Source organism: Embleya sp. NPDC001921 (assembly GCF_053594475.1).
In genome coordinates this window covers 145,669-164,662 of the sequence record NZ_JBSFEO010000019.1, presented here as the reverse complement: position 1 = coordinate 164,662, position 18,994 = coordinate 145,669, and the positions used below count along the sequence as shown (strand labels likewise).

General features: G+C 73.3%; 13 protein-coding genes. 7 read left to right on the top strand and 6 right to left on the bottom strand.

Annotated elements, in window-relative coordinates; translation table 11 throughout:
• Positions 1-49: 49 nt before the first annotated feature.
• Together ACWCPW_RS23110 and ACWCPW_RS23105 are read right to left on the bottom strand one after the other, a co-directional pair.
• Positions 50-562 (bottom strand): hypothetical protein, encoded by a 513-nt coding sequence (locus tag ACWCPW_RS23110; RefSeq protein WP_449763497.1) that lies wholly within the window; start codon positions 560-562, stop codon positions 50-52.
• On the bottom strand, positions 559-2,967 hold the full coding sequence (locus ACWCPW_RS23105) for a nitrate- and nitrite sensing domain-containing protein (RefSeq protein ID WP_449763496.1): 2,409 nt from the start codon (positions 2,965-2,967) through the stop codon (positions 559-561). The genes ACWCPW_RS23110 and ACWCPW_RS23105 overlap by 4 nt, the downstream gene beginning before the upstream one ends.
• 1,067 nt (positions 2,968-4,034) lie before the next feature.
• Between ACWCPW_RS23105 and ACWCPW_RS23100 the strand changes: the two genes are divergently transcribed.
• Positions 4,035-4,502 (top strand): DoxX family protein, encoded by a 468-nt coding sequence (locus ACWCPW_RS23100; protein ID WP_449763495.1) that lies wholly within the window; start codon positions 4,035-4,037, stop codon positions 4,500-4,502.
• A gap of 49 nt (positions 4,503-4,551) precedes the next feature.
• Here ACWCPW_RS23100 and ACWCPW_RS23095 read toward each other — a convergent pair whose 3' ends face one another.
• Positions 4,552-6,174, bottom strand: a complete 1,623-nt coding sequence (locus tag ACWCPW_RS23095; RefSeq protein ID WP_449763494.1) for a PucR family transcriptional regulator — start codon at positions 6,172-6,174, stop codon at positions 4,552-4,554.
• Positions 6,175-6,338: 164 nt separating this feature from the next.
• On the opposite strand from ACWCPW_RS23095, the gene ACWCPW_RS23090 reads away from it, so the two are divergent.
• The 4 genes from ACWCPW_RS23090 (at position 6,339) to ACWCPW_RS23075 (ending at position 10,924) form a co-directional block, all read left to right on the top strand.
• Positions 6,339-7,868 (top strand): purine-cytosine permease family protein, encoded by a 1,530-nt coding sequence (locus ACWCPW_RS23090; protein WP_449763493.1) that lies wholly within the window; start codon positions 6,339-6,341, stop codon positions 7,866-7,868.
• A 1-nt stretch (position 7,869) separates the two neighbouring features.
• Positions 7,870-8,787, top strand: coding sequence for a nitrilase-related carbon-nitrogen hydrolase (locus ACWCPW_RS23085; protein ID WP_449763492.1), 918 nt, complete (start codon positions 7,870-7,872; stop codon positions 8,785-8,787).
• Complete coding sequence (gene speB, locus ACWCPW_RS23080; protein ID WP_449763491.1) at positions 8,784-9,746, top strand: agmatinase; 963 nt, start codon at positions 8,784-8,786, stop codon at positions 9,744-9,746. Before ACWCPW_RS23085 ends, speB begins: the two co-directional genes overlap by 4 nt.
• Before the next feature lie 206 nt (positions 9,747-9,952).
• Entirely contained in the window at positions 9,953-10,924 is a 972-nt protein-coding gene (locus tag ACWCPW_RS23075; protein WP_449763490.1) for an aldo/keto reductase, read from the top strand.
• A gap of 94 nt (positions 10,925-11,018) precedes the next feature.
• Here the strand turns inward: ACWCPW_RS23075 and ACWCPW_RS23070 are convergent, their stop codons facing one another.
• A complete protein-coding gene (locus ACWCPW_RS23070) occupies positions 11,019-11,546 on the bottom strand; it encodes a hypothetical protein (protein ID WP_449763489.1) in 528 nt (175 codons plus the stop codon).
• A gap of 231 nt (positions 11,547-11,777) precedes the next feature.
• A complete protein-coding gene (locus tag ACWCPW_RS23065; protein ID WP_449763488.1) occupies positions 11,778-14,084 on the bottom strand; it encodes a glycosyl hydrolase family 18 protein in 2,307 nt (768 codons plus the stop codon).
• Between the two features lie 360 nt (positions 14,085-14,444).
• Between ACWCPW_RS23065 and ACWCPW_RS23060 the strand changes: the two genes are divergently transcribed.
• Entirely contained in the window at positions 14,445-14,969 is a 525-nt protein-coding gene (locus ACWCPW_RS23060) for a hypothetical protein (protein ID WP_449763487.1), read from the top strand.
• Positions 14,970-15,006: 37 nt separating this feature from the next.
• Here ACWCPW_RS23060 and ACWCPW_RS23055 read toward each other — a convergent pair whose 3' ends face one another.
• Positions 15,007-16,185: a MalY/PatB family protein gene (locus ACWCPW_RS23055; protein WP_449763486.1), complete on the bottom strand. Its 1,179-nt coding sequence runs from the start codon at positions 16,183-16,185 to the stop codon at positions 15,007-15,009.
• A 175-nt stretch (positions 16,186-16,360) separates the two neighbouring features.
• Between ACWCPW_RS23055 and cas3g the strand changes: the two genes are divergently transcribed.
• Positions 16,361-18,946 (top strand): type I-G CRISPR-associated helicase/endonuclease Cas3g, encoded by a 2,586-nt coding sequence (gene cas3g / locus ACWCPW_RS23050; RefSeq protein ID WP_449763485.1) that lies wholly within the window; start codon positions 16,361-16,363, stop codon positions 18,944-18,946.
• Positions 18,947-18,994 lie beyond the last annotated feature (48 nt).

Below are 18,994 nucleotides of genomic sequence, written 5' to 3'. Positions count from 1 at the left end.
CCCGTGCGGATGGCCGGGTCGCCCGGCGGGAGCAGCCGGGATCGTGGGGTCAGAAGACCCGGCTGGGAGCCGGCATGCGGGCGGGTTGCGGCTGGAGGCCGCGACCGCGCGCGAGCGGGGTCAGGGACGGGCCGACACGCTCCATCAGCGCGTGCATCGCCCGGATCAGGTTGCCGACGTCGGCGTTCCAGGTGGTCGCCACGATCAGCGCCGAGGGGTGCACCTGCCCGTCCGGCCCCGGGCTGGTGTTGCCCATGGTGAGCAGCAGCCCGTGCTCGGCCTGCGACATCAGCACACTGACCGGGCCCAGGCCCATCAGATCGGCGCTGTAGTCCTGCATGAGCAGGGCACCGGGCGCGCTCGACGCGATCTTCTCCGCGTTCGCGATCCACGCCGCCTGCGCGGCGGGGTCGGTGCGGACGCGTCCGGGCAGCGCGGCTTGGGCGACCAGCAGCGAGTCGCCGCTGGCGGCGACCGCGTGCAGCACGTCGGGGGCGTGGTCGTGCACGAACTGGCGCATGAAGTCGTCGAGCACGCTCTGGTCGACGGCGGGCTCGGTCATGGGGATTCCTTGGGGGTCCGGGTGAAGGGCAGGTCGCGGGCGCCGCGCCCGAACGAGGCGGCGGCGGCGCTGGCCTGCGCGATGTCACGGGTGGGTGGGGCGGTACGACGGAACTGGGTCGCTTGTCCGGTGCGGCGTTCGCGGCGGGGCAGGCCCCGCGCGGTCAACTCGGGCGCGTAGTTCGCGGGCAGCGGGCCGCCGGCGATCGGGGCGGACGCACTCGGATCCGCCGCGCTCGGATCGACGCCGCCCGGGTGGCCGCCGTTGCCGGCGCTGCCGTTCGCGGAGTTGCCGTTTCGGCCGTGGCCGTTGACGCCGGCGCCGATGGCGATCGGGCGCGCGGGGCCGATCTGCGGCGTGCCCGGCCGGGTGACGTGCTCCACCCGGCGACGATGGCGGCCCACCGAGGCGATGATCGCGTGCGGCAGCACGATCTCGACCACCGTGCCGCCGTCGGCACCCGGTTGCAGTTCGACCTCGATCTCCAGCGGGCGGGCCTGGAGCGCGACCACGGTCAGGCCGGTCTGGCGCAGCGAGGGCAGGGCGTCCACGTCGGCGCGCAGCCGCCGGTTGAGCAGTTCCGGATCGCGGTGGCCCACGCCCTGGTCTCGAACGCGCACCAGGACGCCCGCCTCGGTGCGTTCGGCGGTGACCTCGACCTCGTGCCGACCGGAGAAGCGGGCCGCGTTGTCGACGATCTCGCCGACGATCTGGGTCACCGCGCCGACCGTGTCGCCGGCCAGCGTGACGGACGTGGGGATGCCCTTGAACGCGATGTCCGGCAGGCGTTCGTAGTTGGTCACCCGCTGGGCGCCGGCCCGGACCACCTCGTACAGCGGGGTGTCGGGCCACAGCCGGTTCGGTGGCTGCCCGCTGAGCACCGCGATCGAGTCGGCGAGCCGCTTGGTGCCCTCGTTGCCGTGGTCCACCTCGAAGACCGTGCCCAGTTGGTCCACCGTGAGATTGGATTCCTGGAGCCGGTCCAGGGCGCTGCTGACCCGGCTGGTCTGCACCCGGATGCGTCGGGCGACGTCGCCGAGCGCGTCGTTGTACTCGCGCTGGGCCAGCACCAGCGACGCGCTGTGTTCGACCGTGCTGTAGGCGAGTCGGGTCAGCGCGCGGGCCAGGTCGGCGATCTCGTCGGCGCCGCGCTCGCGGTCCGGCTGCGGGCCGAGCATCTTGACCGCGTACGCCGCACCGCTCTCGTGCGGGCCCAACGCGTCGCGGCGGCGCAGGTCGGCCTCGACGGCGGGCAGCGTCTTCTGGGTCATCTCGGTGACCCGCTCGGCCAGGGTCCGCAGGCGCCGGTGCAGCAGGCGGCCGAGCCAGGCGGCGGCCGCGGCGGCGGCGAGTACGGCGCCGATCAGCACCGCGCCCTGGACGCCGGCCAGCCACCACCGGTCGCCGGTGACATCGGCCACCTCGCGCGCGATGTCGGCGTCGGCCCGCTGCTCCACCGACCACAGGCGGTCCGCGCGTTCGGCCAACGCGGCGCGCCAGACGTCCGGTTCGAGCGAGTCGCGGCCGATCGCGTCCTCGGTCTGCGCGACCCGGATCATCTCGAACCCGGCCAGCGCCCGGGCGAGGCGGTCGCGCCAGCCGGTCGGGGCGGTGACCGCGAAAGCCTCCAGGGCCTGGTCGTGCGCGGCGCGTGCGGTGGAGGCCGCCTTGAGCACCGGCCCGCCCAGCGGTCCGGCGCCGAGCGAGCGCAGCACGGTGACCTGTTGTTGTCCCAGCGCGGCCCGGGCCTGGGCCAGCGAGGTGATCGCGCGCAGTCGGGCGGCGATGTCGGTGGACACGCCAGGGTCCAGGGCGACCCGGGCGCGCAGGTCCACGGTGGTGCCGATCCAGGCCCAGTAGCGCACCGCCGCCGCCGAGGTGGCCACGCCCCGCTGGTCGATCTGGGTGCGCAGGCCCGGCAGGCCGCGCAGCGCGGTGTCCACGGCGGTCAGTGCGGCGCGTTCGCCGGCGGAGGCGGGTTCGAGGCCGCGACGCCGGTCCTCGTAGCGGCGGATGGCGGTCTCGCTCGCGTCGATCGCGGTCCGGTAGTCGGCGCTGGTGATCGGACCGGGGCCGCGGGAGAGCAGGGTCACCGCGGCGGCGCTCTCCGCCTGGAGCCGGCGCCCCACCTCGCCGGCGTCGGCGGAGACCCGGACCAGGTCGTGCGCGTGGTCGGCGGCCTGGGCCTGTTCGACCATGGTCAGGATCGCGGATCCGGCGAAGAAGACCATGCCCGCCGAGGGCACGACGACCATGAGCGTGATCAGGCCGCGGACTCGCGGACGGATCCGGGCGGCGAGTCGGATCCGCAGCGCGGGTCGCGGCGAGTCGGTGGGAGGGGGCGGGAAGTCGGCGGGCCGCGCCGACGAGTCGGCGGTCGCCGGGCGCGAGCGACGTATCTTCATCCGGGTTCGCCCCTTCGGCCGGGTCGGCCGGATCGCGCGCACCCGGACGGGCGCGGGTTCGCCGGGTGTGCGGAGGTGCTCGTCCGTCGGTCGGCACGGGCCGGGGACGGCCGTTGGGGTCGACCGGGCCGGGCCGCGTCGGCGACGTGAGGGGGACGGCGGAGTAATCGCAACACGGGCAGTGATCCCTGAAGGATGGTCGGTGGGAGGGGATTCGCGACGATGGTGCACGCGAGGGGTGGCCCGTCGGGGGCGGGCGCGGCCGACCGGACACGGTGTGGGGGACCGGAACGGGGCCCGATGCCGGGGCCTCGCGCGGTCGGGCGCGCCGGCGCCGGCGGGCTCGCGGGGTGCCGGCGCGATCCGGGCGCGCGGTACCGGTGCCTCCGCTTCCGGTTCGCACGCGCTTGGATCGCCGTACGGTGAACGCCGATTCGATGTGACCCGGGCTCGCGGTCAGCGGGTGTCCGCGCACGCTTCATGGGCGGCCGGGGGACGAGCGCACGCGCTAGCCCGCGCGGCGCGGCCGGTTCACCCGAGCTGAACTCGCGGTCGGGAAACCGGCGTTCGGGTCCCGGAGCGGCGTCCTCGAACAGCTCGCCGACCGTTCCGGGATCGTTCGGTCGCGAGCATTCGACGCAAAAACGCCCATGAACGGATCACTCCTCGCAAGGGGGTGCGGGGTCGACCAGGAAGCGCCCGATTGCGGGTAGGGCAACTGTTCGCATCGGTGCGCACACACACTGTCCCTGCGAATCCACCGGACGTCAAACGAAACTTGGGTGTCGCCCCGCCCCTGTTGTCACCGTCACGGTCGGGATCGACGCCCCTGGCGTCGGCGGCAGTTCGCCGCCGCGGGCGGTTCGGCGCGGTGGGCGGGGGTGGATCGCGGCGGTCGACGCGGGAGGACGCGCGCGGTGCAGGGTCACCGGTTGGTGGGGTGCTGTCCACTCGGGCCACTTGCCATTTTGTGCCGGTTGAGAAGTGCGGCATTGTCGCTGTCGGGACGGCCCGTCAAGACTGGTCTGGACCAATCTCCCGCACTCCATCCCCCCAGGAGCCGTCCGATGTCACCCATTCCGCACGCCTTCCTCGAGTCCGCCAAACCCCATGTACTGGGCCTGTTCCGGATCGTGGTCGGACTGCTGTTCACCTGCCACGGCACCGCCTCGCTGTTCGGCTTCCCGGACGGCGGGCGCGGCACCGTACCCTCCGGCGAGTGGCCGGGCTGGTACGCGGCCGTGATCCAACTCGTGGGCGGCGGGCTGGTGTTGCTCGGGTTGGGCACCCGGGCCGCCGCGTTCGTCTCGTCCGGATCGATGGCGTACGCCTACTTCACCGAGCACCAGAAGCTGGATCTGTGGCCGATCCAAAACGGTGGCGAGGCGTCGGCGATGTTCTGCTGGGCCCTGTTGCTGATCGTGGTGTTCGGGTCGGGCAGCTTCGCGCTCGAGCGGCTGTTGGCGCGTGGCGGCGTCGACACCTCGAACGCGCCGGCCCCGTCGAAGGAGTCGGCACCGGCGGCGCTGCGCTGAGGACGGCCCCCGGTAGCGGCGACCGGCGCCCCGGGGCGGTGCGCGAGGTTCAGCCCAGACTGTCGCGGCGGATGCGGGCCGCCAGCCACAGATCGAAGCGATCGTCACCGTCCTGCGGGCGCCGGCCCGTCAGTCGCATCGCCTTGTCCACCCGGTTGCGCACGGTGTGCCGATGCACGTCCAGGCGCCGACTCGTCTCGTCCCAGGAGCCGCCGGTCTCCAACCACACGGCCAGCGTCGCGGCCAGTTCGCCGCCCGGGTCGGCGGCGTCGATCGGCCCCAGCACCGCGTCCGCGTAGCCGGCCAGCGTGTGCGCGTCGGCCAGACCGAGCAGCAGCCTGCTCGCGGTACCGTGCCGGGCCTCCACCGGATGCCCGGCGGCCCGGCTCACCGCGAGCAGGCTGCGCGCCTGCCGGATCGAGGACCCGGCCGCGTCCGGCGCGGCGGCCAGGCCGATGCCCGCCGCCCGACCCGGGGCGAAGCGGCCGAGGATGGCCCGTACGTCCAGCTCGGCGCCCAGCACCGCCTCCACCGCGCCGCCGGCCACCCGGACCAGGCCGCCGGGCAGGGCCAGCGCGAGGTCGGCCGCGAGTTCGGCGGCGTCCAGGTGCGCGGTGTCCGCGCCCGCCGGATCCGGATCCAGGCCCACCACCACACCGCGCACCTCCCGCGCCGCCAACCCGGCGGCGGCCAGCACGTCGCGCGCCTGCTCGGCGGTGGTGCCCGGGGCGAGCAGGCGACCGAGCAGCGCGGCCCGGCGCCGACGCACCGGCTCATCGGCCAGGTGCCGGCGCTCCAGCTCCAGGGACAGCAGCGACACCAGGCCGGACACCAGCAGCCGGGCCGCCGACTCGACCGGACCGGCCAGCACCAGCAGCCCGCGCAGCCGCCGGGCGCCCAACGGCTGCACCTCCACCCGTACGCCCTGCGCGTCGCTGCTGCTGCCGCTTCCGTGCAGCCCCCGCGCGGCCACCTTCCGGATCAGGTCGGTGCTCGCCGCCAGCAGCGCCACCGCGTCCGCCGAGCCGTCGGCCCCCGGCGCCTCGGGCGGACCGGCCAGGCTGTCCGCGACCAACCGGCCCACCGGGTCGGCGACGATCGCGTCCACCCCGGTCGCGGCCCGCCAGGCGCGCAGCGTGGCCAGCACGCCGTTGCCGGAGGCCGCCGCGATGGTCAGCCGGCGCTGCGCCTCGAACGCGTGCTCCAGGGCCAGCCGCTGCCGGGCGGCGCGGGCCTCGAACACGGCCTTGGTGACCGCGATGAAGGGCACCTCGTCCGGGACGGTGAGCAGCGGCAGGCCGGCCGCCCGGGCGGCCCGGATCAGCGGCTCGGGCGCGCTTTGATGCGGCAGCTCCCTACCCAGGCCCAACACCAGGGCGCACGCGCCCGCGCCCGCGACGTCGCGCACGTACGCGGCGCAGGCCGCGTCGGTCATCGGCAGCAGCAGGCCGATCGTCATCAGCAGCTCGCCGCCCTGGAGCCAGTGGCCGGGAGTGAGCAGCTCGGACACGTGCGCGGCCTCGACCCGCCGGTCCAGGTGCTCGGCGCCGGCGGCGACCGCCAGACGCAGGTCGGGCAGGGCCACCAGGTCGGCGATGCGCAGGGCGCCGGAGAAATCGGGCATGACGGACCGGCCGGTGGGTGCGGAGGGTGGGATCGTCGACGGGGGCATGGACATAGTGTCCACCCGTCTCCATCAGATTCGACATGATATCGATCGTTTACGGTTGTTAACCGGGCGTACCTTCAAGCGTCATCCCATCGATCACGCTTCGTCCCCCGACCGTCGTCCCCCGACGCGTCGACCGAACGGGACCCAGGACCGCAGGAGAGCCCATGGACGCCACCAGGCCACCGCGCGCGGCCCCCGCCACCGCCCGCCACGCCGCCGTCCCGGCGGCCGGGCCGGCCGCGACCGGCCCCGAGGCGGACACCGCGCCGCGTCCCGGCGGTGTGGCCATCGAGACCCGCTCGATCGACTACGTTCCGGCCCGGGAGCGGCACGGCAAGGTGTGGCACCAGGGTCCGTTCTGGTTCACCGGCAACTTCGTGCTCACCACGATGGTCACCGGCTTCATCGGCCCGGCCCTGGGCCTGGGCCTGGGCTGGTCGGTGCTGGCCGTGGTGCTCGGCGCGTGCTTCGGCACCTTCTTCATGGCCTTCCACGCCAACCAGGGTCCGCGAATGGGCCTGCCGCAGATGATCCAGTCCCGCGCCCAGTTCGGCATCCGCGGCGCGATCGTCCCGTTCGTCGCGGTCGTGTTCGTCTACGTCGGCTTCAACGTGTTCAACGTGGTGCTGGCCACCGAGGGCCTGCAGACCGTGCTGCCGGGCGGCTCGACGCTGTGGTACGCGGTACTGATCTCGATCGCGATCGTGCTCGCCGTGGTCGGCCACGACCTGCTGCACCTGGTCCAGCGCTGGCTGACCTACGCGCTGATCGCGGTCTTCGGGGTGCTCAGCGTCGGCGCGATGGTCAACCTCGACGTGGCCGCGCCGGCCGGCGGCGGCGGGATGTCCTGGACCGCGTTCCTGGTGGTCTTCTCCGGCGCGGCCGGCTACCAGATCAGCTACGCCGTCTACGTCTCGGACTACTCCCGCTACCTGCCCGCCGACGTGCCCGCGCGCAAGGTGATCTGGTGGACCTACGCGGGCGCGGCCGGCTCGGCGGCGTGGCTGATGTCGCTGGGCGCGCTGCTCGCCTCCGCACTGCCGGACCCGGACGCGATCGGCGCGGTGCGCGAGGTGGGCAACGACATCGTGCCCGGCTTCGGCACGTTCGCCGTGCTGGTCTCCTCGCTCGCGCTGATCAGCATCATGGCGGTGAACGCGTACGGCGCGATGCTCACCACCACCAGCGCGATCGACGCCTTCCGGCCGGTGCGGCCGACGGTGCGGGTCCGGGTGGCCGGGATCGTGGCGATCGAGGCGGTCGTCTTCGTGGTCGCGATCGTGCTCCCGGACGACTACCTGGGCAGCTTCAACGACTTCGTGTTGATGATGCTCTACTTCCTCATTCCCTGGACCGCCGTCAACCTGGTGGACTTCTACCTGGTCCGACGCGGCCACTACGCGGTGACCTCGATCTTCGACCCGCGCGGCATCTACGGCCTGTGGTCCTGGCGCGGCCTGACCGCCTACGTGGTCGGCTTCGCGGCGATGATCCCGTTCTTCAAGACCAGCTTCTTCACCGGACCGGTGGCGGAAGCGCTCGACGGCGCGGACCTGTCCTTCGTGGTCGGCCTGCTGGTCGGCGGCGCGCTGTACGCGTGGCTGTGCCGGGACCTGGACCTGACCGCCGAACGGGCCGCGGAGCGCGCGAGCGAGGCCGAACTCGAAGGCGCCGACGCGCCGCGGGGGGTGTGACGTGACCGAGACCGTGGTGGCCTGCGCGCAACTGGCGCTGTCCGTCGGCGACGTGGCCGGCAATCGCCGCGCGGCGCTGGCCGCGATCGAGCGGGCCGCCGAGGCCGGGGCCGATGTGCTGGTGCTGCCCGAACTGGTGAACAGCGGCTACGTGATGCGCGACGCGGCCGAGGCCGCGGCGCTCGCCGAGCCGGTGGACGGGCCGACCGTGACCGGCTGGCGGGACGCGGCCCGGCGGCACGACCTGATCGTGGTGGGCGGCTTCGCCGAGCGCGACGCCGACGGCGCGATCCGCAACTCGGCGGTCCTGGTCGACCCGAGCGGCGTACGGGCCCGCTACCGCAAGGCGCACCTGTGGGGCCGCGAGAGCGAACTGTTCGTCCCCGGCAGCGCGTTGCCGCCGGTGGTGGACACCAGGGTGGGCCGGATCGGGGTCCTGGTCTGCTACGACGTGGAGTTCCCCGAATGGGTGCGCGCCGCGACACTGCGCGGCGCGGACCTGCTGTGCGCGCCGGTGAACTGGCCGTTCGCGCCCCGACCCGCCGGCGAGCGGCCGGCGGAGGACGTCCGGGTGCAGGCGAACGCCGCGGTGAACCGGGTGTTCGTCGCCGCGTGCGACCGGGCCGGCCCCGAACGCGGCACCTCGTGGGTCGGCGGCTCGATCATCGTCGACCCGGACGGCTTCCCGCTCGCCGGTCCACCCGCCGAGGACGCCGAACACCTGCTGCTCGCCCGCTGTCGGCTCGCCGACGCCCGGGACAAGCGGATCGGCACGCACAACGACGTGTTCGCCGACCGCCGACCGGAGCTGTACGCACCGATCGTGACGCGGCCCGCCGACCCGCCCGTCGGCCCCCTCGCCTCCCTCGCCTCCCTCGCCTCCCTCGACGAGCACACCGATGAAAGGACCGAGCGATGACCGGCGCCCCCCGAGGACCCATCGACGCCACGCGTGTACCCCGGTTCGCCGGCCCGGCCACCTTCGCGCGGCTGCCGCGTGCCGACGAGGTCGAGCACGTGGACGTCGCGGTGGTGGGCGTGCCCTTCGACAGCGGCGTCAGCTACCGGCCCGGTGCCCGGTTCGGTCCCGCGCACGTACGCGCCTCGTCCAAGCTGCTGCGGCCCTACAACCCGGCCCTGGACGTTTCGCCGTTCGCCGAGCAGCAGGTCGCCGACGCGGGCGACATCGCGGTGAACCCGTTCGACATCGGCGCCGCGATCGCCGACCTGGAGCAGGCCGCCCGCGCGTTCTCGGCGCGCGGCACCCGGCTGCTGACCATCGGCGGCGACCACACCATCGCGCTGCCCCTGCTGCGCGCGGTGGCCGCCGAGCACGGCCCGATCGCGGTGGTGCACTTCGACGCGCACCTGGACACCTGGGACACCTACTTCGGCGAGCCGTACACGCACGGCACGCCGTTCCGCCGGGCGTCGCAGGAGGGTCTGCTGGATCCGACCCGCTGCCTGCACGTGGGCATCCGCGGGCCGCTGTACGGGCCCGACGATCTGCGCGAGGACGGCGTGCTGGGCTTCCAGGTCGTGCACAGCGACGACTACCAGGACGCCACCGTCGCCTCGGTGGTGGAGCGCATGCGCCGCCGACTGGGCACCGGCCCGGTCTACGTCTCGGTCGACATCGACGTGCTCGACCCCGCGCACGCGCCCGGTACCGGCACGCCCGAGGCGGGCGGGCTGACCAGCCGCGAGCTGCTCAACACGCTGCGCGGCCTGGTCGGCCTGAATGTGGTCGGCGCCGACATCGTCGAGGTCGCGCCCGCCTACGACCACGCGGAGCTGACCGGCATCGCCGCCGCGCACGTGGGCTACGAACTGCTCTCCGTCCTGGCCCGCAACCGCCGCGACGGCCTGTCCGGCTGAGCGCGCGCACGCCCGCGTCGACCCGGCGCCGACGAACTCGGCGCGCGGGCGCGGCGACCGCTCACGGGGGCGGTCGCCGCGCGGGATATCTTCGTGATCGTCGCGGCCGGCGAGCGGGCCCGACCGTTGCCTCTCGCTCGGCGCGCACGGCGCGTGGGCGCGGCTCGCGGGGACGTACGAAAGCACGAGGAAGAGGACGGCACGGGATGAAGTACGTGAAGCTCGGCACCACGGGGCTGGACGTCTCGCGGATCTGTCTCGGCTGCATGAGCTACGGCGTGCCGGAGCGCGGCACGCACCCCTGGACACTGCCCGAGGAGGCCGCCCGCCCGCTGATCCGACAGGCCGTCGAGGCCGGGATCAACTTCTTCGACACCGCGAACGTCTACTCGGACGGCACCAGCGAGGAGATCGTCGGCCGGGCGCTGGGCGAGTTCGCCCGCCGCGACGACATCGTGATCGCCACCAAGCTCAACGGCCGGATGCGGCCGGGACCCAACGCGGCGGGGCTGTCCCGCAAGGCCGTACTGACCGAGATCGACAACTCGCTGCGCCGGCTCGGCACGGACTACGTGGACCTGTATCAGATCCACCGCTGGGACACCGCGACGCCGATCGAGGAGACCATGGAGGCGCTGCACGACGTGGTCAAGGCGGGCAAGGCCCGCTACATCGGCGCCTCCTCGATGTACGCGTGGCAGTTCGCCAAGGCCCAGTACACCGCCGAGCGGCACGGCTGGACCAGGTTCGTGTCGATGCAGAACCACCTCAACCTGCTCTACCGCGAGGAGGAGCGGGAGATGTTGCCGCTGTGCGCCGACCAGGGCGTGGGGGTGATCCCGTGGAGCCCGCTGGCCCGGGGTCGGCTCACCCGCGACTGGGGCGCGGACAGCGCGCGCAGCGAGACCGACGAGTTCGGCAAGACGCTGTACGGCGAGGCGGACCGGCCGATCGTCGAGGCGGTCGCCACGATCGCGGCCGAGCGCGGCGTCTCGCGTGCCCAAGTGGCGCTGGCCTGGATCGCGAGCCGGCCCGGGGTGACCGCGCCGATCGTCGGCGCGGGCAAGCCCGGCCACATCCAGGACGCGGTGGCGGCGCTGTCGCTGACGCTGACCGAGGACGAGATCGACCGCCTGGAACGGCCGTACACACCGCGACCGGTCGCGGGTTTCGCCTGATCCGGGACCGCCTCGGCCCGTCTCGCCGTGGCTCGAACGCGAATCCGGCCCGCCGGGGTTCCGGTGCCCTCGGCGGGCCGGCTGCTCTGCCCGGTCAGCGCCAGGTGTCCGGCGTGCCGCCGTCGCGGCCCGCGTAGGCGCTACTGCACTGGGTGTTGAAGTCGCCCTCGATCTGGTCTCGGATCACCTGCCGCTGGGCGGCGGTGGTCAGGGCGTTGACGTTGCAGGTGTTGCCGTCCTCACCGCGCACGTACGCGCTGCCGAACCCGAACCAGACGTTCTGCTCCGCACCGAAGTGCAGGTTGATGATCAGCTCGACTCCGCCGACCGGGACCCGGATCGCCTTCGTGGTCAGGGACTGCCGGTCCTCCCAGTAGATGTCGAACGAGTTCGGCGCCGCCACGTACGCGGCCAGGCGAACGGCCGCGGCGACCACGGGCGCGGGCGCGGGCGCAATTGGCGGCGCCGGCGGAGGCGGCGGTGCGGGTGCGGGAACCTGTACCGGTGCGGGTGTCGACGACAGGCTCGACGAACTCGTCGATCCGGACGAACTCGACGAACTGCTGCTCCTGCTGCCGCTGTCGGATCCGTCGCCCCCGCCGGTCTTGCTCGGCGTGCTCATGAACATCCCCTCCCCTGGGCGTGTTCACATGATGTCTCCCGAAGTGTCCCTGTCCGCCCCGGACGACACCAGGCTTCGTGGCGGTTGGACGGGGAGTTCCGACATCGCCGGGCGCCCGGGCCGCGGGGCCGTACCGCCGCCCGGAGGGGACCGGACGGCGGTACGGGTCGGAACGTGACGGCTGTCCCGGCGCCGGCATCGCAGGTTGTGCCGACTGTCAACTGCCGCGCACTACTTGAGTCCGTTGTCGAGCGCGGTGATCAGGGCTCCGTTCGCGGTGTCGCCGGACATCTCCCAGATCATCGCGCCGAGGAGGTTCTTGGATTTGAGGTAGGCCGTCTTCTTGGCGATCGACCACGCGTCGTCGAACGTCCACCACTGGCCGCCGGCCCCGGTGTAGCCGTAGGTCGAGACAGATTGTTCGTCGTGGTAGACGGTCAGATTGGGCACACTGGCAAGGAGGTTCGAGTAGCCCCTGGTCCCCGCCTCCTCGGCGAACTGGCCGGGTGCCGCTCCGCCGGCCGCCTGCCATTCGCCGTGCGCGCCGCCGTCGGCGACGGCCTGCCAACCTCGGCCGTAGAACGGGAACCCGATGGTCAGCTTGCGCGGGTTGACGCCGGCGTCGGTATAGATCTTCACCGCGTCGTCGATGCTGAAGTGGGTCGGGTACGGGTCCTGCGCGTCGGTGTACAGGTTGGCCTGGTCACCGGTGCGGTTGGGCTCCCACGAGTTGTCGCTGCCCGCGCCGTGGAAGTCGTAGCCCTGGATGTTGGCGACGTCCAGGTAGTCGAAGATCTTCGAGACGTCCCAGCCCTGGTTCACCTTGACCGGGTCGGCCGGGGTGAACGCGGTCAGCAGCTTGCGCGGACCGGCGGTCGCGTCGAGTTGCTTGCGGAACTCGGCGAGCAGCAGGGTCAGGTTCTGCTTGTCGTTGACGTTGTAGTGGTTGCCGGCGTGGCCGTCGGGCGAACCGGGCCACTCCCAGTCCACGTCGATGCCGTCGAAGATCCCGGCGCCGGTGCCCGGGCCGCCCGCGCCGTTGTAGACCGGCAGGTCGCCCTTGATCCAGATGTCGATGCAGGACTTGACCAGCTTCTGTCGGGACGCCTCGGTGGCCGCCGCGTCCGAGAAGAACTTGGAGTACGTCCAGCCGCCGAGCGAGACCACCACCTTCAAGTGCGGGTACTTCGCCTTGAGTTGCTTGAGCTGGTTGAAGTTGCCGCGCAGCTTGGCCCAGCCGTCGTCGGCCACCCCGTTGACCGATTGCGCGGCCGACATCGGCCGGGCGTAGTCGGCGTCCGCGTCGCCCGCGCCGGTGCCCTGGTCGGGGTCCTGCGGGTTGGCGGTGGTGCCCTTGGTGACGCCGGCCATGCAGGTCAGGTTGACCGGATCGATGTTCTCGAACGCGTAGTTGATCACGTCGAGCTTGGCCGCCGAGCCGGAGGTGTCCAGGTTCTTCACGAAGTACTGGCGGCCGTAGATGCCCCACTGCACGAAGTAGCCGACCCGTAGGTTCTTGCCGGCGCCGGCGATGTCGTCGGTGGTGACGTCGAGCGCGTTGGACGCGGGCGAGGCGTTGTCCGCGGCGTCTCGGGCCTTGACCGTGAAGGTGTACTCGGTGACCGGGGACAGCGCCTCGATGGTGGCCGCGGTGGTGCCGGCCGGGACGGTCTTGGCCAGGGTGCCGTCGCGATAGACGTCGTAGGCGGCCACGCCGACGTTGTCGGTCGACGCGGTCCAGGCCAGCGCGACGGTGGAGGAGGTCTTGCCGGTGCCGCGCAGGGTGCCCGGCGCGGTCGGCGGGGTCGGATCGCTCGCCGGGTCCACGGTGGTCACCGTCGTGGACGGGCCGAGCGGGCCGAGGTTGCCCCGGGTGTCCTTGGCCCGGACCGCGTAGGTGTACGCGGTGGCCGGGGTCAGGCCGGTGAGGGTGGCCGAGTTGGTCGGCACCGTCGCGACCGTGGTGCCGCCCGAGACCACCTCGTAGCCCGCCACCGGGTAGTCGCCGCCGGTCGCGGCGCTCCAGTCGAGCGCGATCGAGCGTGCGGTGACGGTGTTGGCCCGCGGGGCGCCCGGCGCGGAGGGCGGGACGTCGGGCGAGCCGTCGCACTTGTCGCCGTTGACGGTGCAGTGCAGGGGCGGCCCGGCCGGGCCGTTGCCGATGAACCAGTAGCTGAACGGGTCGGTGCTGCCGTCCGCCGCGATGGTCCCGTTGTAGTAGGCGTTCTTGACCGAGACGTGGCTTCCGGTCACCGTGGCGTCGCCGTAGTAGTTGCCGGTCACGGTGACGCCGGCGGGCAGGTCGAACTCCAACTGCCAGCCGGTCACGGCGGCGGTGCCACCGTTGTGTACGACGTAGGTGCCCTTCCACCACGAGCCGTTGTCCTGGATGGAGAAGGTCGCGGTGAGCTTGCCGGCGGCCTGGGCGGAACCGGCGGACAGCCCGGTGAGCACGGCCAGTGGCAGGACGAGGACGGCGAGCAGGGCGAGGGCCCGGCTGCGGAATCGGCTGCGGAATCTGCGCTTGTGAGGGGACATGGCTCTCTCCCTGTGTGCGTGGTACAGGGCGGTACGGAACCGTGCACGCGCGCGCCTCACCGGGGTGATCGCGGCCGGCGATGTGGGACATCGACCGTGATCCGAAGCAGTCGCAGGCGAATTGGTCTGGACCAAAACGCCTATTGGAAGGTAATTGGTCTGGACCAGAACGTCAACAGTCGAAGTGCGCCCCGAGCGGCGGCCGTTGCCGGCGGCCGACGGCGCGCGGGCGGGGCGCGAGCAAGGAGGCGAGCCGCCGACGTGGGCGGCGTGGCGGTCGTGAGCCGGGTGGTTGGACTACCGTGTCCGTGTCGCGGCCGAACGTGTCGCGACGAAACGTGCGAGAACGGGATCGGATCGTTGAGCGAGGAAGAGCCGAATCGACCGCGGGACGCCGACGCGAGGTTCGAGCGGGTCCGGGCCGGTCACGTGTTGCGTACCGAGCCACACCCCGACGCGGCCGGACACCCGGATGCCGACACGGATCCGGACACCGCCGAGCTGCTCGCCTGGTGCACGTGCCTGCTGTGGCGGTCGCGCCTGCCGTGGCCGGCGCACGAGCACCGGCGCGCGTTCGACGAGCACCTGGCGCAGGTCCGCCGGGCCGTCCGGGTCCTGCCCGCCGACCTCGTCGACGGCCGGTTCGCCTGTCTGCCCTGCGTGGACGAGGGTGCCGCGCTCGCGGTCGCCGCGACCTGGATCGACCTGGGCAGCGCCCGCAGCCGCCTGTTCCTGGACGGCGCGGGCGTGGTGATCGCGTTCGCCGACGTGCAGTTCCCCACCGAGGTCGCGCTGTGGGCGCTGCGCAACGACCACGCCGACCCGTCCGCCGCCCACCTCCTGCACGCGTTGGAGTACGCCGCCCGGCAGCGCCCACCGCAGTGAGCGTGCCGGTCCGGCGCCCAGGGAATGAGGAGACTCCCTAGGCTCGGATCGAGGCCGCCATCCGGGCGACCGCCTCGGTGAGGATGTCGGGGTGCGTGGCCAGGTTGAATCGGGCGTGCCCCGCGCCGCCCGTGCCGAAGTACGTGCCGCAGCTCAAGGCGACCCGACCGCGTTCCAGGAAGCGCGTCGCCGGGCTGTCGCCGAGGCCGAGTTCGCGGCAGTCCAGCCAGGCCAGGTAGGTGCCCTGGGCCGGGGCGTAGCGCACGCCCGGCAACCGGTCGGCGAGCAGCTCGGCCAACAGGCGCCGGTTCTCGGCGAGCCCGACCAGGAGCGCGTCCAGCCACCCGACGCCGTCGCGCAGTGCAGCGGTGTGCGCGATCACGCCGAGGTGGCTGCAACCGTCCCCCACCTCCGCGGGCATCCGGGCCAGGTCGTCCGCGGCGGCCGGGCCGGCCACGGCGAGCGCGGCCTTGAGACCGGCCAGGTTCCAGCCCTTGGAGGCGGACATCAGCGACAGGCCGTTCTCCGCGCCGGGCACGGTCAGGTACGGCACGAACACGTCCGGCGAGGCCAGCGGCGCGTGGATCTCGTCCACCACGACCCGCACCCCGTACTCGGCGGCCAGCGCCGCCACCGCGGTCAGCTCCGCCTCGGTGTGCACGGTGCCGGTCGGGTTGTGCGGATTGCACAGCAGATAGGCGACCCGTTCGCCGGTCGCGACGGCCTCGCGGAAGGCGGCTGCCAGGACGTCGAGGTCGATCCGGTGATCCGCGCCGAGCGGGGCCTCGACGACCTGCCGGTCCATGTGCGTGACGAACGAGTAGAACGGCGGGTACACCGGCGAGTTGACGATCACCCGACCGCCGGGGTCGGTGACCAGCCTGAGCATCTCGACCACACCGAGCATCACGTCCGGCACGATCGCGGTGCGTTCCGCCGCGAGGGTGTGCCAGTCCCAGCGCTTGGCGGCGAAGTCGGACAGGGCCCGGGCGTACGCGGTGCCCGTGGCATAGCCGGTGTCGCCGAGGCGGACCGCGTCGATGATCGCCCGCGCGACCGGCTCGGCGAGGGGGACGTCCATCTCGGCCACCCACACCGGCAGCACGTCCTCCGGATACACCCGCCACTTCTCGCTGGTGCGCTGCCGCAGCTCGGCGAGCGAAAGCGCGCGCAACGGGTTGACGTGCTCGGATATGTGCCGCGGCAGACTCTCCATGGATCCCACCATAAGCGAGGCGTCGGGCGAGCTCGCAGCATGTGGCCGGGGCGCGTCGGGCGGTCGCCGGCCGGGCCGGTGCGGTCGCCGGCGCCGTCGGGGGATTCGCCCACCGAAGTCGGCACCGGCCGGCAGGATGCTCGGTGTCCGGCCCCAGCCGGACGACGGGGCGGTGATGAGCCGGATGACGGAATGCTCGTTCGTCGAGTTCGTGCGCACGGCGACGGGGTCGGTGCCGTACGCGTATCAGGAGACCCTCGCGCGGGACGACCTGCCGCAGGTGTTGTGCGTGCCGACCGGGTGCGGGAAGACGGTCGCGGCCGTATTGCCGTGGTTGTGGCGGAGGTTGGCGCATCCCAGGTCCGCGGTGCGCCGGGCGACGCCCGGCCGGCTGGTCTACGTGTTGCCGCTGCGGTCCTCGGTGGAGCAGACCCATCGGCTGATCACCGACTGGATCGGGCGACTCGGCCACGCCGCGGCGGTCGACGTGCGCGTGTTGTCCCTCGGGGCCGAACCCGAGGCCGACGACTGGCAGGTGCGGCCGGCCCGGCCGACCGTCCTGATCGGCACCCAGGACCTGGTGTTGTCCCGCCTGTTGATGCGCGGACACGGCGAATGGCGGGCTTCCTGGCCGCTGTCGTTCGGACTGCTGCACGCGGGCACCCGGTTCGTCTTCGACGAGCCGTACCTGATGGGCCCGGGACTGGAGACGTCGGCCCAACTCCAGGGTCTGCGCGACGAGTTGGGCACGGTGGGCGGTTCGTCGACGATGTGGATGACGGCGATGCCGGACGCGTCCCGGCTGGGCACCCCGGATCACCCGACGGTGGCCCGCGTGGTGAACGCGCTGGACCTGCCCCTGGGCGCGGAGTTGGCTCGGCGCGTGGAGGCGGCGCGCACGATCGAGTTCGCCGCGATGCCCGCGAGTCCCGCGTCCTACCCGACGGCGGTGGCCGAGGAACTGCTCCGCAGGCACCGGCCGGGGACCCGAACGATGGCGATCCTGAACACGGACGAACGGGCGGGCGCGGTACGGGCGGCGCTGGACGTCCTGGCGGCCGGACAGGCTCTCGCACCCGAGGTGCTCGGCCTGCACGCTCGCTTCCGCCCGCCCGAACGCGCCGCCCTGATCGCGCGGTTGGCCGAGGAGCCGGGGCCGGCCGGACAGGTCGTGGTGACCACCCAGGTCGTCGAGGCCGGCGTGGACGTGACCGCGCGGGTGCTGCTGACCGAGGTGGCCCCGTGGCCCTCGATCGTGCAGCGGGCCGGGCGGTGCAATCGCGACGGTCGGGAGCCGGACGCGCGCCTGCTGTGGACGTGGCCGCCGGTGGACCGCGCCGGCGACGCCGGGCACGCACCCTACGCGGGGGCGGAACTGCGATGCGCGGCACGGGCGTTGACTGATCTCGAGGGGCACGCGGTGACCACCGCCCGGTTGCCGCGGATCGCGGTGGCGGCGGGCGCTCCGGTACGGCACGTGTTGCGGCGCGCGGACCTGATGCGGCTGTTCGACACGCTGCCGGCGCCGGACGCCGACGACGCGGGGGCCGAGGAGGTGGCCCGATGGATCCGGGACGACGCCGATCCGAACGTCGCGGTGACGTGGCGGCATTGGCCGGGCGGCCGTCCCGACGAGCGCGAGCCGTACCCCCGCCGGGTGGAGATCTGCCCGGCGCCGGTCGCCGAGGTGGCGGACGCGCTGGCCCGCCGGCCGAGCGGGTGGTGGACCTTCGATCGGGCCGGGGGATGCCGGGCGTTGACGGCGGCCGACCTGCGACCGGGCGCGGTGGTGTTGGCCGCCGCCGAAGTCGGTTGCTATGACGTGGCATCGGGCTGGGGGAGCCGGCACCCGGGGCCGGTTCCGGTCGTCCGCCTCGACCGTGGCCGCCTCGACAACGGTTCCCGCGAAAACGGTTCCCGCGAAAACGGTTCCCGCGACGAGAGCCCCCGCGACGACAGCCTCCATGACGACCGCCTCCCCGCCGACGCCGAGCGGCCCGAAGAGCCGTGCGCGGAGCGCTGGGTGGACCTGCCGCAACATCTGGCCGACGTCGAGCGCGACGTGCGTACGGTGGCCGGCGAGCTGGCCGAGACGGGCTTCGTGATTGCCGGACACCTGGTCGCGTCCGCGGCGCTCGCCGGGCGGTACCACGACCTGGGCAAGGCGCATGCCGCGTTCCAGGCGATGTTGTGCGACGACTGCCCGCCCGGCGCCGAGCCACCGGGTCCGGGTCCGTGGGCGAAGTCCGGCCACGATCGGGGCAGGCACTCGCGTGCCCACTTCCGGCACGAACTGGTGTCCGTGCTCGCCTTGTTGCACCCCGAGGTCCACCTGCTCACCGGCGTGCCCGACGCGGACCTGATCACCTACCTGGTCGCCGCGCACCACGGGCAGGTCCGGGTGTCGATCCGGCCGATGCCGGACGAGGTGGAACGAGCGGTGCCGCGCGTGCTCGGCGTCGAGACCGGCGACCGGTTCGGCCCGGTCGAGGTGCCCGGCGACCGCCGGGTGCCCGCGATCGTCCTGGACCCGACCGTGCTCCTCGCGGGCGGCACGCGCGTCGATCCCCGCGCGGGCGCCTGGGGCGCCCCGGGCGCCGCGCGCACCCCGGGCACGTCCGCGGCCTGGACCGCGCGGGTGCTCCGACTGTGCGACGCCCCGGGACTTGGCCCCTTCCGCCTCGGCTTCCTGGAGGCCCTGGTCCGGGTGGCCGACCGTCGGGTCAGCCGCTCCTACGGCCGGCCCGCGCCGCCGCCCTGACCGGCCCCACCGCCCTGCCGGCCCCTCGCCGCCGGCGGTGTGCCGATG